The sequence below is a fragment of the Enterobacter sp. BNK-8 genome, from assembly GCF_048685095.1.
GTDB lineage: Bacteria > Pseudomonadota > Gammaproteobacteria > Enterobacterales > Enterobacteriaceae > Enterobacter > Enterobacter quasiroggenkampii.
Genome location: NZ_JBLQTN010000001.1, coordinates 1,233,892 through 1,249,430 on the forward strand (window position 1 = coordinate 1,233,892; position 15,539 = coordinate 1,249,430).

The following is a 15,539-nucleotide window of genomic DNA, read 5'->3' on the forward strand; positions in this document are numbered from 1 at the left end:
GAGCATGGAAAATAAGAGTGGAGAGGCGAAAGTGCAGAAGGTCAAAAACTGGTCTCCGGTGTGGATTTTTCCCATCGTGACTGCGCTGATCGGTGCCTGGATCCTGTTTTATCATTACAGTCATCAGGGACCGGAAGTGACGCTGATAACCACCAATGCCGAGGGGATTGAGGGCGGTAAAACGACCATCAAAAGCCGTAGCGTGGATGTGGGCGTGGTCGAAAGCGCAACCCTGACGGACGATTTAACCCATGTGGAGATTAAGGCGCGCCTTAATGCCGGCATGGAAAAACTGCTGCACGGCGATTCCGTTTTCTGGGTCGTTAAGCCGCAGGTGGGGCGTGAAGGGATCAGCGGCTTAGGGACGCTGCTTTCGGGCGCCTACATTGAGCTGCAGCCCGGCGCTAAGGGTAACCAGCCAGCTAAATACCAGCTCCTGGACTCACCGCCGCTTGCGCCGCCTGATGCCAAGGGTATCCGCGTGATCCTCGACAGTAAAAAAGCAGGTCAGCTCACGGCGGGCGACCCGGTTCTGTTCCGCGGCTACCGCGTCGGGTCGGTTGAGAAAAGCACGTTTGATCCACAGAAACGCGCGATCAGCTATCAGCTCTTCATCAATGCGCCAAACGATCGCCTGGTCACCAGCAATGTCCGTTTCTGGAAAGACAGCGGGATCGCGGTGGATCTGACCTCGGCAGGCATGCGCGTTGAAATGGGGTCGCTGACCACGCTGTTTGGCGGCGGCGTGAGTTTTGATGTGCCGGAGGGCCTTGATTTGGGCCAGCCGGTTGCAGAGAACACCGCTTTCCGTCTCTTTGACGATCAAAAAAGCATTCAGGATGCGCTCTATACCGATCACGTTGACTTCCTGATGTTCTTTAAAGACTCCGTTCGCGGCCTGCAGCCGGGGGCGCCTGTTGAGTTCCGCGGTATTCGCCTCGGTACGGTTGGGCAAGTGCCGTTCTTCGTCCCGGGTCTGAGCCAGATGCTGGATGATGACTATCGCATTCCGGTGCTGATCCGCATTGAGCCGGAGCGTCTGCTAAACCAGATTGGCGAAAATCAGGATATTGCAGCCCATATCTCTCAGTTGATGGAACGCGGTTTGCGCGGGTCGCTGAAAACCGGCAACCTGGTCACCGGTGCGCTGTATGTGGATATGGACTTCTACCCGAAAGCACCGCCGATTACCGGTATCCGTGAATTCGGTGGCTATAAGATCATCCCAACGGTGAGCAGCGGCCTGGCGCAGATCCAGCAGCGTCTGATGGAGACGCTGGATAAGATCAACAATCTGCCACTGAATCCGATGATTGAAGCGGCGACCGGGTCGTTACATCAGAGTCAGGAGACAATGCAGCGCCTGCAAACCACGCTGGATAACATCAACAAGATCACGGCGAGCCAGAGCATGCAGCAGCTGCCGCAGGACATGCAGAAAACGCTGCGTGAGCTGAACCGCAGTATGCAGGGCTTCCAGCCGGGCTCAGCAGCCTATAACAAGATGGTGGCAGATATGCAGCGTCTTGATCAGGTCCTGCGTGAACTGCAGCCTGTTCTGAAAACGCTCAACGAGAAGAGCAACGCGCTGGTGTTCGAAGCGAAAGATAAAAAGGATCCTGAGCCGAAGAGGGCAAAAGAATGAAAAAGTGGCTATTGATGGTTGGCGCTCTGCTGTTAACGGCGTGCAGTTCAGGGGTAGAGAATAAAAGCTACTATCAGCTGCCTGTGGCGACCCACAGCGGCGGGCAAAGCACGGCGAGTCAGGGAAACCGCCAGCTGTGGGTTGAGCAGGTTGCCGTGCCGGATTATCTGGCAGGAAACGGCGTGGTCTATCAGACCAGCGACGTTAAATATGTGATTGCGACCAACAACTTGTGGGCCAGTCCGCTGGATCAGCAACTGCGCAACACGCTGGTGGCCAATCTGGGTAGCCAGCTTCCGGGCTGGGTTGTCGCGTCGCAGCCGCTGGGTAACGATCAGGATACGCTGAACGTCACCGTAACGGGCTTCCACGGCCGCTATGACGGTGCAGTGGTGATCAGCGGGGAGTGGTTGCTGAATCATCAGGGGCAGCTGATTAAGCGTCCTTTCCATCTGGAGCTGAAGCAGCAGAAGGATGGCTATGACGAAATGGTGAAAGTCCTGGCTCAGGGTTGGGCGCAGGAGTCGGCCAGTATCGCGAGAGAGATTTCCCGGCTGCCATAAGTAAAATTCATCATCAAAAACCGCAATCGGTCTGTTGCTGATTGCGGTTTTTTTTCGTTTTCACTTCAGGTTGTTACTTGTGCCACGTCACAATTTTTGTACAAATGATCTTCCAGGTAGCTCACAAATATGACACCCGTATGAATTTTGAACATTGACGATGCGACTAATTCGGGGTATTCGTTATCTGTGCCTGTGCAGATAGTGCAGACACTGTTTTCTTTCCACCAGACAAAAGAATGAGGGAAACGAGGCATGAAGAGACAGAAACGAGATCGCCTGGAACGGGCTCATCAACGTGGTTATCAGGCCGGCATCGCTGGACGTTCTAAAGAAATGTGTCCTTATCAGACGATAAATCAAAGGTCACAATGGCTTGGAGGCTGGCGAGAAGCCATCGGCGACAGGGCACTCATAGCCTGATAACGTCTCTTTTAAAAAAGAAACCTCCGCAATGCGGAGGTTTCGCCTTTCCGGGGGTGCAAAAAGCACGATCAGAACGCGGACGTGTCCTGGAACAGGCCAACCTTCAGGTCGCTTGCGCTATAGATCAGACGACCGTCGACCAGCACTTCGCCATCTGCCAGGCCCATAATCAGGCGGCGGTTAACGATGCGCTTGAAGTGAATACGATAGGTCACTTTCTTCGCTGTAGGCAGAACCTGGCCGGTGAATTTTACTTCGCCTACGCCCAGCGCGCGGCCTTTACCTTCACCACCCAGCCAGCCCAGATAGAAGCCAACCAGCTGCCACATCGCATCCAGACCCAGACAGCCAGGCATTACCGGATCGCCGATAAAGTGGCAACCGAAGAACCACAGGTCCGGGTTGATATCGAGTTCTGCTTCTACGTAACCCTTATCGAAGTTGCCGCCGGTTTCGGTCATTTTCACGACACGGTCCATCATCAGCATGTTCGGGGCCGGTAACTGTGGGCCTTTCGCGCCAAACAGTTCACCGCGACCAGAGGCAAGAAGATCTTCTTTTGTATAGGATTCGCGTTTATCTACCATGTTCTCAGTAAGCCTTATTTTAGTGAAGGACGCAGGATAGCTAACACGTGTACGCTGAACAAGTCCGATCAGTTCGAACTAAACCAGCCCAGCCAGCGTAACGGCCATGGATAACGATGACGAGCATCCTGCTGTGTCGCCTGAGCAATACGTTCCTGGATAGTCTGCATCAGGGTGGTTTGCCCTTCGCCATCCCATACCAGGTTTGTCAGTAAGGGTAGTGCATCCTCAATCCCTTCGATGGCCCAGATAGCGAACTGCTCTTGTTCAACCGCATCCAGGATCTCCTGACTGAGGCTTAAATGGCGTGCGTTGGGAGCCGGAATAATCACACCCTGCTTGCCGTTTAAACCGCGCTGCTGACAGATAGAGAAGAAACCTTCAATTTTCTCGTTGAGGCCACCCACAGGCTGTGCACGACCAAATTGATCCACCGAACCGGTGATCGCAATGTTCTGATTGATAGGCACTTCCGCCAGGGCGCTGATTAAGGCGCACAGTTCAGCCATAGAGGCGCTATCGCCATCCACTTCGCTGTAGGACTGCTCAAACGTCAGCGAGGCGGAGAAGGGGATCTGTTGCTCAAGCTGCAGTTCAGACATCAAAAACGCCTGCATGATCATCATGCCTTTGGCGTGAATGTTTCCGCCCAGCTCGGCTTTGCGTTCGATATCGGTAAATTCACCATCGCCAATATGCACAACGCAGCTGATACGGGATGGCTCCCCGAACGCGCGCGGATGGCCAGGAAATTCAATCACCGACAGGGCGTTAATCTGACCGACGCGTTCGCCTTCGGTTTCCACCAGAATTTGTTCCAGCAGAATTTCATCCTGCATACGGTCAGCAAGATAGCCTTCTCGCCACTCTCGTTGAGCCAGCATCTGGGTGAGTTGTTCTCCGGTGAACGCACCGTTACCGCTAATCACACCCACTTCACGCAGCTGCTTGCCGATCCAGAGCGGGCAGAGTGGCAGCGTTTCCTGGTCACCGGTATAGCGCACCGCTTCGCGGATCAGGCCTGGCCACGCGTCAGCCGCAGGCGTTGGCAGCGCAAATCGTTCGGCAACGGCCATCACCCACTGACACCACTGCGCCATATCGTCGGCATCGGCAATCTGGATATTGTCTTCGTATTCGCTATATACCGCCTGCTCAGCCAGTTCCGGCTCCATTTCCTGGAAATCCGCCAGCGATTCACGATCGCCCGTCAGCACGACGGTTAACGACAGCGGCATAGACGGAACAGAGACGGGCAGAGGACGGGACTCATCGTAGCCGACCCAGTCGAAACGCTGCTGGTGCACGATGGTTTTCAGACGCATCCACAGCAGCGGCTGCGAGAGCAGGGTACGCAGTGAGATAATCAGAACACCGCCATTTGCGCGATGTACCAGCCCCGGCTGCAGCGAAAGCTCGCCGTTAAACTGGCGCAGACAACCAAAGAGTTGTTCTGCCTCGACCCAGTTCGCGGTAATCACCTCGCCCTTGGCGGCAAAACGACCGTCGGCCTGTGCCGCCGGTTCGAAAGTGACATCATGTCCCGTAATACGATACTGGCCGCCAAAAACGGCATTCGCTTCCGGCTTTAACTGACGCACGGCATCCCCGAACAACGTCAGGTATTCCGCTTCTTCCGGGGCTTTGAGCAGCATAAAAGGCGCAGTTGCCCATGGGCTTAATACCTGCTCCAGCGCGTAATGCAAACGGGGCTGCGTATCGCTAAGGATGAATTCGTGTTCTTTTGCGAGATCTGGCTGTGCAAACAGTTCCTGATAACTTTCGGTATCCGGAACAAGGTCACGCCATGCAAGTTTCGTAATGGTCAAAGTTGATGTTTTTTAGTCAGATGTAAAAGCGTGGAGTATACCGTAAGCGGGGGGCTGTACCCAAGCAGGATTGGGGATTTCGACAGGGTGATTGGCTGCATTCACTCACAGGATATGATTTCTTTTCAGCAGATTGCTAAAAAACTGATATTCTGAACAGAGTTACGTGGTAACACTGAGATCGCAATGAAATATCAACAACTGGAAAATCTCGAAAGCGGCTGGAAATGGAAGTACCTGGTCAAAAAGCACCGTGAAGGGGAGCTGATCACCTGCTACATCGAAGCCAGCGCTGCACAAGAAGCCGTGGATATTTTGCTGACCCTCGAAAATGAACCGGTACAGGTTAACGGCTGGATTGAGAAACACATCAATCCAGCCTTGTTAAACCGGATGAAGCAAACTATCCGTGCGCGACGCAAACGGCATTTTAATGCTGAGCATCAGCACACACGCAAAAAATCAATCGACCTGGAATTTGTTGTCTGGCAGCGCCTGGCCGGGCTGGCGCAACGACGGGGCAAAACGCTGTCGGAAACCATCGTGCAGCTGATTGAGGATGCAGAACATAAAGAGAAATACGCCAACCAGATGTCGACACTGAAGAACGACCTTCAGGCGCTGTTGGGTAAAAAGTAGATTTTTTTACTTTTCTTCAGACAATAAAAAACCCCGCATTGCGGGGTTTTTTTATAAGACGATAACTTATGCCGCTGGCTGAGTTACAACGTCTTTGATGCCTTTAACTTCGATCTCTACGCGACGATCTGGAGCCAGGCAGTCGATCAGTGCAGCGCGAGCTTTCACGTTGTCACAGGTGTTGCCAGTAACTGGGTTAGATTCGCCCATACCACGTGGGGAGATCTTGTTAGCTGGGATACCTTTAGAGATCAGGTAATCAACAACAGACTGAGCACGTTTCTCAGACAGTTTCTGGTTGTAAGCGTCAGAACCGATACGGTCGGTGAAGCCCAGAACCACTACAGAACCGTCTTTAGGATCCAGGTTGCTCAGCTGGGTGTACAGCTGATCCAGTGCCTGCTGGCCTTCTGGTTTCAGAGTCGCTTTGTTGAAGTTGAACAGAACGTCAGACTTCAGAGTGAAGTGCTTGGTCTGTACTTCTGGAGCTGGAGCCGGCGCTGGAGCAACAACTGGTGCTGCTTCTTCCTGCTGGCCGAAACGGTAGGAAACACCTACGCTCAGCATGCCGTTGTCTGGACGAACACCAACGGTGTTGCCGTCGCCGATGTTGTTAACCCACTGGTATTCCAGACGGGTAGCGATGTCACGGGTCATAGCCCACTCAACGCCACCAGCGAATACTGGGGAAACACCGGTGTCATGGTCGTCGCCAGCGATGCTGTTGCTGGAGTCAGCGCGCCATACCATGCCGCCCAGACGGGTGTACACGTCCAGATCGTCAGTTACTGGGTAACCCAGTTTAGCGGTCAGCTGAACGCCCTGTGCTTTGAAAGCGCCGTTTACGGTGTCGCCTTTGTATGGCATACGACCTAACCAGTCGTAACCCATTTCAAAACCAACATACGGGTTAACCTGATAGCCACCGAACGCACCTGCACCAAGCTGGCTCTCGTGAGTTGGGCCATCATTGTTCAGGCTGCTGTTGTACCAGCCAGTGTCGTGGAACTGAGACCAGCCCAGTTTACCACCTGCATACCAGGTATTATCTTTCGGAGCGGCCTGCGCTACGGTAGCGAAGCCAGCCAGTGCCACTGCAATCGCGATAGCTGTCTTTTTCATTTTTTGCGCCTCGTTATCATCCAAAATTCGCCATGAAAGTCTCAAGAGAGAATCACGGTTAAATCCTTCACCGGGGGGCGTGGTCAAATATAAATCTACCGATATCTTCGGCTTAGGCCGAGCACCCCTGGCGATGTAAAGTCTACAACGTAGCTGAAAACTTACAAGTGTGAAGTCCGTCAGGCATATGAAAAAAAAAGTTCCGTATACCGATTATTTAACATTTTTCGAACGAATTTTGTGCAATAAAATGAAGGAGAACCGCACCAGACAAGCCTTGCCGCAATTTTGAGGTCGGGAACTAAAACCTCATCTTGCGGTCAAAAAAAATTCCAGGAAAAATCTTAATTTCACTCAATGATACAAATTTGAGTGAATTTTTAGCCCAGAAAGTTGTCCTCTGCGGTAAGAATCCGATCGAACCGGACGCATAATGAACCCGATCGCATTCCCTTCTTCAGCAGCTTCAGTCAGGCGGAAATGTTCCTCTTCCGTCAACTCTTCCGGTAACCAGCCAATCACCACGCTGTAATTCCCTGTGCGTAACGCGCGGATCATCGACTCAACGGTATCGCAAGGCGAGAGCTGATTAATCTGCATGACCTTGGTCAGCGGCAGGCCAGCGGACTGAACCCACTCGCGGCTCAGCTTTTGCTGTGGCGTGAGCCAAAGCTGCCAGCGCGATTGCTGACCGAGCTGTTGTAATAACGGCAGTAAAAGAAGTTGCGTTAACAAGGGCTGGTCTTCACGATAAACCACTTCACTGATAAGCCCTGTGGAAACACGCTCGACGGAATTCTGCGCGACATTGCCTGCGGCAGAAGAGAGAGAGATTGCGCGATTTGCATAGCCTGAAGTGTGCATATTCATTCCAGCCCTGTAGTTACTGTATGGATATACAGTAACCCCTGTATGCCCAAAGATCAACCTCATTTTCGGAAAGCGACTCGCAAAATTCATTCAATCTTGATGCCCCTCGAAAAATCATCTTGCTCAACGACGATAAGTTGCCTATTTTCCTGCTAACGGATCCGCTAGTAAGAAATTTTGTTGTTAGTCTATGATTCTGAAGGGAAATATCATGAAAAAGATATCTTATGAACGGATTTATAAATCCCAGGAATACCTGTCCCCGTTGGGCGAGATTCATCATCGCGCGCTGTTTGGCGGCTACACCCTGGCGGTGGATGATGCGGTCTTTGCCATGGTGTCCGATGGCGAACTTTATCTTCGTGCGTGTGAGGAGAGTGCAAAATACTGTGTAAAAAACGCCTCCTCCTTTTTGACGTTGATGAAGCGAGGCCGCCCGGTGCTGCTCAACTATTATCGTGTGGATGACGGATTATGGCAGGACAGGGAGCGGTTGCTTCAGCTCTCCTCGTTTGCGCTCAGTGCGGCAAGGAAAGAGCGCTACCAGCGTCACCAACGAAACCGTCTTAAGGATCTGCCGAACCTGACCTTTCAGCTTGAAGTCTTGCTCTTTGAAGCCGGTATCACCAATGAAGAAACGCTGCGGGCGCTGGGCGCCAGAGCGAGTTGGCTGAAGATGCGGGCTAAGAATAAAGCACTCAGTATTAAAGTTCTCTTTGCGCTGGAAGGGGCTATCGAAGGGCTGCATGAGGCGGCACTCCCGGCAGGCATCCGCCGGGAGCTGACGGAGTGGTTTAATGCGCTGCCTGAGCCACAGGAGAGTCGTTCCTCCAGGTAGCGATGTGCTGTTGCAGCCGGCAAATTTCAGGCAGCAGAGCGATAAGCAGGCCTATCTGCTGAAGAACCAGCGGCGCTTTGCTGTCGTTTCCCGGGTCAAGGTGCGCAATGCGTTGAGCCAGTTCATCCAGAGCCTGTTGCACACGCGGTTCATCGGCTGGGCGGTGATGCAGTGCATCATCGACATAGCAGACGGCGTCATCAAGGAGGTTGAGAATTCCCGGGTTGGTGAGCTTCTCACGGTGGGCCCCCAGCGTCGAAATATAGCTGGTGAACGTATGGTTAAGGCAAAGCAGGCGAAACGCGGTTTCACGAATCTCTGCCGTGGCGCGTGGCTCCGTTGACATATTAGAGACAACGGAGGCCAGTTCAGCATCACTGTTATGCGCGTCGCGACGTGCTATCCGGTAAGCCAGACGGTTATCGCGGCCCTGGTGATACTGCTCCAGAATAGCGTCAAGGTAACGACAGTTGGCATTCATCGCCCTGTCTACCACGCGCGGCAAATTGCGAAAACGCCAGTCCGGCCAGATAAAGCTGACCGCGGCCCAGGCGATCGCGCAGCCAATCAGCGTATCAATCACGCGGGGCAGGGCGACTTCAAACCCTTCACCCAACAGATTAAAGCAGAGCAGCACCAGCAGCGTGATGAACATGGTGGCATGGGCGTACTGCACGTTGCGAAACGCGAAAAACAGCACGCCAGTGATCACGATCAGAATCAGTTGCCCTTCGACGGAAGGCACGAAATAGAGCACCGGCAGGCCGATTGCGACGCCGACCAGCGTGCCGATAATGCGCAGCGCAAGACGGTGTCGGGTGGCGTTATAGTTCGGCTGACAGACGAACAGGCTGGTCAGCAGGATCCAGTAGCCATGATGCAGCCCGGTTATCTGGATAAAGGCATACCCCACGCACAGCACCAGCGACATTCTCACCGCGTGGCGGAAGAGAGCCGACTCCGGGGTAAAGTTGCGGCTCAGGCGAAGCCACATATCGCTAAAACCGTGCACGCTGTCATCAGCAAGCTGATTGTCCACTTCACTGCCCGGAAGCGCCATCGCCTGCTCGGACTCAATGGTCGCCAGCTGCGCGTCAATCGCCCGCAGGTTGTTCAGCAGAAAGCCCAGCGCTTTGATGTGTTCCGGTGACGTTCCGCTGGCCTGAACGCGGTCGAGCGCCGCGTCAAGATGACTGAAGACGCGTTCAAAACGTGGGTCATGCTGATAGGGCGTGCGCAGCAGAATGGAGCGCGAGAGCTGCTGGCACGCCTGGGACTGCATGGACAGCAGGCGCTGGAAGCGGAACATCACGTCGCTATAGCGGAACTTCTCGCGCAGGGCGGCATACTGCACGTGCGAGGAGCTGGCACGTTCATGAATGTCCTGGGCGGCAAAATAGTAGTGCAAGGTTCTTCGCGTTCCGCGCTGACCACGATCGCCACGCAGACGGGTCAGCAGAGAGGCTTTTGTCTGGTTGAGGGTGGCAACCAGCTGGCCATTAGCCAGCGCCAGATCGTAGAGCGGCGCCTGGCTTTCTTCCTCGATATCCGGGTCGAACAGCCGGGATTTCAGTTCCAGATAGTGGGCTAGCTGCTCAAAGCTGCGGGCAAGGTTGTCCTGCAGAGGGCGAACCGGGAAGAGCAGATGACCGGTTAAGGTCAGCAGGTTATACCAGATGGCACCGAGCAACAGCAGAACCGGCTGCTGGTACCACTGGTCGTAGAGGGATGCGCCCAGCATGGTGTAGATGGCGATCAGCAGGGCGCCAAATGCGATAGTGGCATAGCGCTGCCCAAGGCCGCCCAACAAAATAAACCCGCTGGTTGAGAGCGTCAGACCCAGGGCAAACAGCCAGGGCCAGGGGAAAAGTAACTCAACGGACGCTGAAGCAATAAAAAAGCAGACGAGCGTAATGACCAGGTTACGTAAACGTCCGGCCAGACGATCGTCCAGGTCCGCCAGCGCCCCGGCCACGACGCCCAGCGTGAGTGGGATGGTGAGCTTGACATCATTCAGCCACCAGGGCAGGGCAACCGTGCCGCAAAGCGCGATAAATATCCTGACGTTATAAAGCCAGGTGCTGTTCCAGGTATAACGGCGAAGCAGTGGGCTTAGCATAAACGCGGCCAGTCCTTAGTTACTGAAAACGACGACGCGCATTGGCTTCACGCGCCGCCTGGGCCACTTCGACCGGAACAACCCTGCGCCCGACGGGCCAAAGGGCGATCGCGGCGATCTTAAAGTTCGCGATCCCCACCGGAATACCAATAATCGTGATGCACTGCGCAATACCGGCAAAAATATGCATGATGCAGAGCCACCACCCGAAGAAAATCAGCCACAGAATGTTCAGCAGGGTTCCGCCCGTATTCATCAGGGCGTTTTTGTTCTCCGGATTCAGCTCGTCAACGTGGATGGCTTCATTCCCGTAGGGGACGAAGGAGAGTTTTGTGATTTCCCAGCAGGAGCGGGTCAGGGGGAGCGTAAAAATCAGGACGATGCTCACCAGCGTGGCAAAAAGCCAGGAAAGGGTGGTGGCAAAACCGCCCAGCACAAAATTCAACACATTCAGAACGGTACGCATAAACCCTCACTTCCTTTCGATAAAATTAACGCCCAATGATTGTAACGTTTTTTTAGGCTGGAGCACCTTAAAACTGGCAGTTACACTGTCAGGTAAATTATCTCTTCGTGGATTTGGCGGAACATGGAACTGAAAGCAACGTCGTTAGGCAAACGTCTGGCGCAACACCCATACGACCGGGTGGTTCTCCTTAATGCCGGGGTGAAAGTCTCCGGAGAACGCCACGAATACCTTATTCCGTTTAATCAGCTTCTGGCTATCCACTGCAAACGCGGGCTGGTGTGGGGCGAACTGGAGTTCGTACTGCCTGACGATAAAGTCGTGCGTCTTCACGGCACCGAGTGGGCAGAAACCCAGCGTTTTCATCATCACCTGAACGCGCTCTGGCAGCGGTGGAGTCAGGATATGAGCGTGATTGCCGCCGGGGTGCTTCAGAAGGTGCTGGACGATATCGCGCAAAGCAACGCGCAGCATTCGTGGCTCACCCGTCAGCAGACCGCCGGGCTACAGCAAAAAATCCGGCAGGCACTCTCGGCGCTGCCGATCTCCGTGACGCGTCTCGAGGAGTTTGACAACTGTCGCGACGCCTGGCGCCAGTGCCAGGCCTGGTTGAATGATAAGGATAAAAGCCGGCTCGCCCATAATAAGGCCTGGACGGACGCCATGCTCACCCAATACGCCGACTTTTTCAGTACGGTGGAGTCTTCGCCGCTCAACCCGGCCCAGGCGCGCGCGGTGGTTAACGGCGAGCAGTCGCTGCTGGTGCTGGCGGGGGCCGGTAGCGGTAAAACGTCGGTGCTGGTGGCCCGTGCCGGCTGGCTACTGACGACCGGGGAAGCGGTCGCCGATCAAATTCTGCTTCTGGCCTTTGGTCGCAAGGCGGCCCAGGAGATGGACGAACGGATCCAGGAACGTCTGCATACCCGGGATATCACGGCCAGAACCTTCCATGCCCTTGCCCTGTATATTATTCAGCAGGGCAGTAAAAAAGTGCCTGCTATCAGTAAGCTGGAAAACGACGCGCAGGCGCGTCAGGCGCTGTTTATCAAAACGTGGCGCCAGCAGTGCAGTGAGAAAAAGGCGCAGGCGAAAGGATGGCGTCAGTGGCTCGAGGAGGAGCTCAACTGGGACGTGCCGGAAGGCAGCTTCTGGCAGGATGACAAACTGGCGCGTCGGCTGGGTTCACGGCTTGACCGCTGGGTCAGCCTGATGCGAATGCACGGTGGAACGCAGGCAGAGATGATTGAAAGCGCGCCGGAGGCGATCCGCGATCTGTTTTCGAAGCGGGTCAAGCTGATGGCGCCGCTGCTGAAGGCCTGGAAAACCGCGCTAAAAGCGGAAAATGCCGTCGATTTTTCCGGCCTGATCCATCAGGCCATCATCATTCTTGAGAAGGGGCGTTTTGTCAGCCCGTGGAAGCATATTCTGGTGGATGAGTTCCAGGACATCTCTCCGCAGCGCGCAGCATTGCTCTCAGCGCTGCGGGCGCAAAATAAGCATACCTCGCTGTTTGCGGTGGGGGATGACTGGCAGGCCATCTATCGCTTCAGCGGGGCACAGCTTTCGCTGACGACCGCATTCCACCACTATTTTGGCGAAGGCGATCGCAGCGATCTGGACACGACCTACCGCTTCAATTCACGGATTGGTGAAATCGCCAACCGCTTTATCCAGCAGAACCCGCATCAGCTGGCAAAACCGCTCAATAGCCTGCGGCCAGGGGATAAAAAAGCCGTGACCCTGCTGGCGGACGATCAGCTGGAACCGCTGCTGGACAAGCTCAGCGGTTACGCGAAGCCCGATGAGCGTATCCTGGTGCTGGCGCGTTACCATCACCTCAAACCCGAGGCGCTGGAAAAGGCGGCCACCCGCTGGCCGAAGCTGCAGCTTGAATTTATGACGATTCACGCCAGCAAAGGGCAGCAGGCCGACTATGTGATTGTCATGGGGCTGAAAGAGGGCAGCGACGGTTTCCCGGCTCCGGCCCGCGAGTCGGTCATGGAGCAGGCCTTGCTGCCGGTGCCGGAAGACTTCCCGGATGCCGAAGAGCGGCGTTTGCTGTATGTGGCCATGACCCGCGCGCGCCATCGCGTGTGGCTGCTGTTCAATAAAGAGGAGCCATCCGTGTTTGTCGATATTTTGAAGAGTATTGATGTGCCGGTGGCGCGGAAGCCTTAACGAAGACGGGCAAGGATGGGTAGGCCGGGTAAGGCGTAGCCGCCACCCGGCAAAAAAAGCTACTTCAATCTCTCTGAAAGATAACGCTGATAGTCCGGAATAAGGATATCTACCGGTGAGTTAAACTGCGGCGATTCGATGATGAAATCCGCCGTCGAGAGGTTTGTCGCCACCGGAATATTCCACACCGTCGCCAGACGCAGCAGGGCTTTGACATCCGGGTCGTGCGGAACCGCGTTTAGCGGATCCCAGAAGAAGATCAGCACATCAATCTTCCCTTCGGAGATCTGCGCGCCGACCTGCTGATCGCCACCCATCGGGCCGCTCAGCATGGCGTTCACCTCCAGACCCGTTTCGCGCTGGATCAGGTTACCGGTAGTGCCGGTTGCCGACAGGGCGTGCTTTTCCAGCAAAGACTGATGGCGGCGAACCCAGTTAAGCAGCATTTGTTTACAGTGATCGTGCGCCACCAGAGCAATGTGTTTGCGTTCCGGGAGCGTGCGTGTTGTCAGTTCCATAATCATATCCATCAGGTTAACTGCCTACACGATGACGGGAACCGTTTGACGCTGCAAGAGAAAGGCGTAAAAAATGTGGCTTATGATGAAGGTTGTTGTTTTGCCCACTGTAAAAATCGGGCCCGCGTGTCGGCATCGGCCTGCTGGAACCAGAATTTAAGGCGTTGTTCCGTCAGGGTCTGGGACTGGGGAGGAATGACGTCCAGTTCTGAGACGCCGGAAAGCAGCGTACTGTCGTCAGCCATCATGGTGGCAAACTGAGGAAGCGACGCGCGTTTACCCGCTTTGTTATAGGTCTGCGTCGCGGCCTCGTAGTCCGGACCTTTCGGTGAGGTCGTCAGCGCCAGAATATCCAGCTTCACCGGAATCGGCATCGCATCCCCGTCCAGCAGTTCAATGCGGGGTGAAGCGTCGAAGGCCGCCGATTCCTTCTCGGTTTCAAGACGAGGCAGTGTAATGTTAACCTGACTGATTTGCCGGGTATTAAAGCTGACAATCAGCGGCGGGGAGATATACATCCTTTGCTCGTGATTCGCCAGACCGATCGATTTTTCCACCCGGAATACCAGCTGATGCGGCCCGTTATCCAATTCGATGCTGTCCGCACCGCGCAATAAGGAACTGGAGACCTTTTTTCCGTCCAGTACCAGGAGATCAATATCGGTAGAGAGCCGGAGCGTGGTAGCAAAAACGCAGACCGGCATCACTAACGCAATCAGAGCAGTGGCAATACCGGTTTTCATAGAAGGCTCCCGTCAGAAATCCTGTCGCCGCATTAATGTATCTAAATTTTTCGAGAATCATGTTTACTAACATATAGACATATTTCGCCGTTTTGCCCTCATGCGTCGGTATGGGATGGATGGTTGAGATGTGCGGTTTGGCGTACACTTTTAAAAAAGCCAGGAGAAAAACCATGAAAGAGAACGATATTGCCGAGATTCTGACATCCACGCGTACCATTGCGCTGGTGGGCGCGAGCGATAAACCCGATCGTCCAAGCTATCGGGTGATGAAATACCTTCTCGATCAGGGCTACCACGTCATCCCGGTCTCGCCAAAAGTGGCGGGGAAAACCTTACTGGGCCAGCAGGGTTATGCCACGCTCGCTGACGTGCCGGAAAAAATTGATATGGTTGATGTCTTCCGAAACTCCGAGGCCGCGTGGGAAGTGGCGCAGGACGCTATTGCCGTCGGGGCGAAAACGCTGTGGATGCAGCTGGGCGTGATTAACGAGCAGGCTGCGGTGCTGGCGCGGGATGCGGGGTTAAACGTCGTCATGGATCGCTGTCCGGCGATCGATATCCCCCGTCTGGGGCTGGCGAAATAATAAAAAAAAGCCCGTTCATCGGGCTTTTTTTACACGCTTAGTTCCGCAGGCGCGGAGCCTGTAACTGTTTGCGGATAGTCTGAGCAAGTTCATCCATAGTGGGTTGCTCCGGATGCTCTTCCTGCAGCTCGCTGCTTAGCTGCGCTTCAGCAAGATAGGTGTGAACGGGTTGTCCATCATCCCCCTCCATCACCACATGGTACCAGGGCGCGGCGCGAAGCTCTGCGTTCACCGCCAGCTCGTCTGCTGACGGTTCATCAAGGGAATACTCCGGGTCGATATCCACGACCACACCCAAATACCCGAGCAAAGTGTGGCGGACCTGCTGGCCGATACCGAATTTGCTGGCAATCATAGTCACCTCCCGGGAAATACGACTTACACGTTATGTGCGGGCAATATTTCTCTT

The 15,539-nt window shown here is 54.6% G+C and carries 16 protein-coding genes; 7 read left to right on the forward strand and 9 right to left on the reverse strand.

The window, feature by feature from the left end; genetic code table 11:
* Positions 1-4 precede the first annotated feature (4 nt).
* From pqiB to rmf, 3 genes are all read left to right on the forward strand, one after another.
* Entirely contained in the window at positions 5-1,645 is a 1,641-nt protein-coding gene (gene pqiB / locus ACMGGU_RS05840; RefSeq protein ID WP_024907768.1) for an intermembrane transport protein PqiB, read from the forward strand.
* Positions 1,642-2,208, forward strand: coding sequence for a membrane integrity-associated transporter subunit PqiC (pqiC, locus tag ACMGGU_RS05845; protein WP_045908366.1), 567 nt, complete (start codon positions 1,642-1,644; stop codon positions 2,206-2,208). The genes pqiB and pqiC overlap by 4 nt, the downstream gene beginning before the upstream one ends.
* Positions 2,209-2,463: 255 nt before the next feature.
* On the forward strand, positions 2,464-2,631 hold the full coding sequence (rmf, locus tag ACMGGU_RS05850; protein WP_013097261.1) for a ribosome modulation factor: 168 nt from the start codon (positions 2,464-2,466) through the stop codon (positions 2,629-2,631).
* A 71-nt stretch (positions 2,632-2,702) separates the two neighbouring features.
* On the opposite strand, the gene fabA is transcribed toward rmf, so the two are convergent.
* Together fabA and ACMGGU_RS05860 are read right to left on the reverse strand one after the other, a co-directional pair.
* Positions 2,703-3,221 carry a 3-hydroxyacyl-[acyl-carrier-protein] dehydratase FabA gene (fabA, locus tag ACMGGU_RS05855; RefSeq protein WP_008499931.1) on the reverse strand — a complete coding sequence of 173 codons (519 nt, stop codon included), beginning with the start codon at positions 3,219-3,221 and terminating at the stop codon, positions 2,703-2,705.
* Positions 3,222-3,289: 68 nt separating this feature from the next.
* Positions 3,290-5,050 (reverse strand): AAA family ATPase, encoded by a 1,761-nt coding sequence (locus tag ACMGGU_RS05860; RefSeq protein ID WP_196352640.1) that lies wholly within the window; start codon positions 5,048-5,050, stop codon positions 3,290-3,292.
* Positions 5,051-5,236: 186 nt separating this feature from the next.
* On the opposite strand from ACMGGU_RS05860, the gene matP reads away from it, so the two are divergent.
* Entirely contained in the window at positions 5,237-5,689 is a 453-nt protein-coding gene (gene matP, locus ACMGGU_RS05865; RefSeq protein WP_008499929.1) for a macrodomain Ter protein MatP, read from the forward strand.
* Positions 5,690-5,755: 66 nt separating this feature from the next.
* Here the strand turns inward: matP and ompA are convergent, their stop codons facing one another.
* Positions 5,756-6,811 carry a porin OmpA gene (ompA, locus tag ACMGGU_RS05870; RefSeq protein ID WP_008499928.1) on the reverse strand — a complete coding sequence of 352 codons (1,056 nt, stop codon included), beginning with the start codon at positions 6,809-6,811 and terminating at the stop codon, positions 5,756-5,758.
* 354 nt (positions 6,812-7,165) lie between these two features.
* A complete protein-coding gene (gene sulA, locus ACMGGU_RS05875; protein WP_032637628.1) occupies positions 7,166-7,675 on the reverse strand; it encodes an SOS-induced cell division inhibitor SulA in 510 nt (169 codons plus the stop codon).
* A 217-nt stretch (positions 7,676-7,892) separates the two neighbouring features.
* Here sulA and ACMGGU_RS05880 point away from each other — a divergent pair, with 217 nt between their 5' ends.
* The gene (locus tag ACMGGU_RS05880) at positions 7,893-8,519 is read left to right on the forward strand and encodes a TfoX/Sxy family DNA transformation protein (protein WP_023618860.1); all 627 of its coding nucleotides are present in this window, start codon (positions 7,893-7,895) and stop codon (positions 8,517-8,519) included.
* On the opposite strand, the gene yccS is transcribed toward ACMGGU_RS05880, so the two are convergent.
* The gene (gene yccS / locus ACMGGU_RS05885) at positions 8,476-10,638 is read right to left on the reverse strand and encodes a YccS family putative transporter (protein ID WP_111966972.1); all 2,163 of its coding nucleotides are present in this window, start codon (positions 10,636-10,638) and stop codon (positions 8,476-8,478) included. The two genes, ACMGGU_RS05880 and yccS, sit on opposite strands and share 44 nt — an antisense overlap.
* A 19-nt stretch (positions 10,639-10,657) precedes the next feature.
* Complete coding sequence (locus tag ACMGGU_RS05890) at positions 10,658-11,104, reverse strand: YccF domain-containing protein (protein ID WP_023343701.1); 447 nt, start codon at positions 11,102-11,104, stop codon at positions 10,658-10,660.
* 123 nt (positions 11,105-11,227) lie between these two features.
* Here ACMGGU_RS05890 and helD point away from each other — a divergent pair, with 123 nt between their 5' ends.
* Positions 11,228-13,282 carry a DNA helicase IV gene (gene helD, locus ACMGGU_RS05895; protein ID WP_395299934.1) on the forward strand — a complete coding sequence of 685 codons (2,055 nt, stop codon included), beginning with the start codon at positions 11,228-11,230 and terminating at the stop codon, positions 13,280-13,282.
* A 59-nt stretch (positions 13,283-13,341) separates the two neighbouring features.
* On the opposite strand, the gene mgsA is transcribed toward helD, so the two are convergent.
* Both mgsA and csgI read right to left on the reverse strand, forming a co-directional pair.
* Entirely contained in the window at positions 13,342-13,800 is a 459-nt protein-coding gene (mgsA, locus tag ACMGGU_RS05900; RefSeq protein WP_008499922.1) for a methylglyoxal synthase, read from the reverse strand.
* Positions 13,801-13,880: 80 nt separating this feature from the next.
* Complete coding sequence (gene csgI, locus ACMGGU_RS05905; RefSeq protein WP_045908361.1) at positions 13,881-14,543, reverse strand: curli synthesis inhibitor; 663 nt, start codon at positions 14,541-14,543, stop codon at positions 13,881-13,883.
* 173 nt (positions 14,544-14,716) lie between these two features.
* Here csgI and ACMGGU_RS05910 point away from each other — a divergent pair, with 173 nt between their 5' ends.
* Entirely contained in the window at positions 14,717-15,130 is a 414-nt protein-coding gene (locus ACMGGU_RS05910) for a CoA-binding protein (RefSeq protein WP_008499920.1), read from the forward strand.
* Positions 15,131-15,167: 37 nt separating this feature from the next.
* On the opposite strand, the gene hspQ is transcribed toward ACMGGU_RS05910, so the two are convergent.
* The gene (hspQ, locus tag ACMGGU_RS05915; protein WP_008499919.1) at positions 15,168-15,485 is read right to left on the reverse strand and encodes a heat shock protein HspQ; all 318 of its coding nucleotides are present in this window, start codon (positions 15,483-15,485) and stop codon (positions 15,168-15,170) included.
* Positions 15,486-15,539 lie beyond the last annotated feature (54 nt).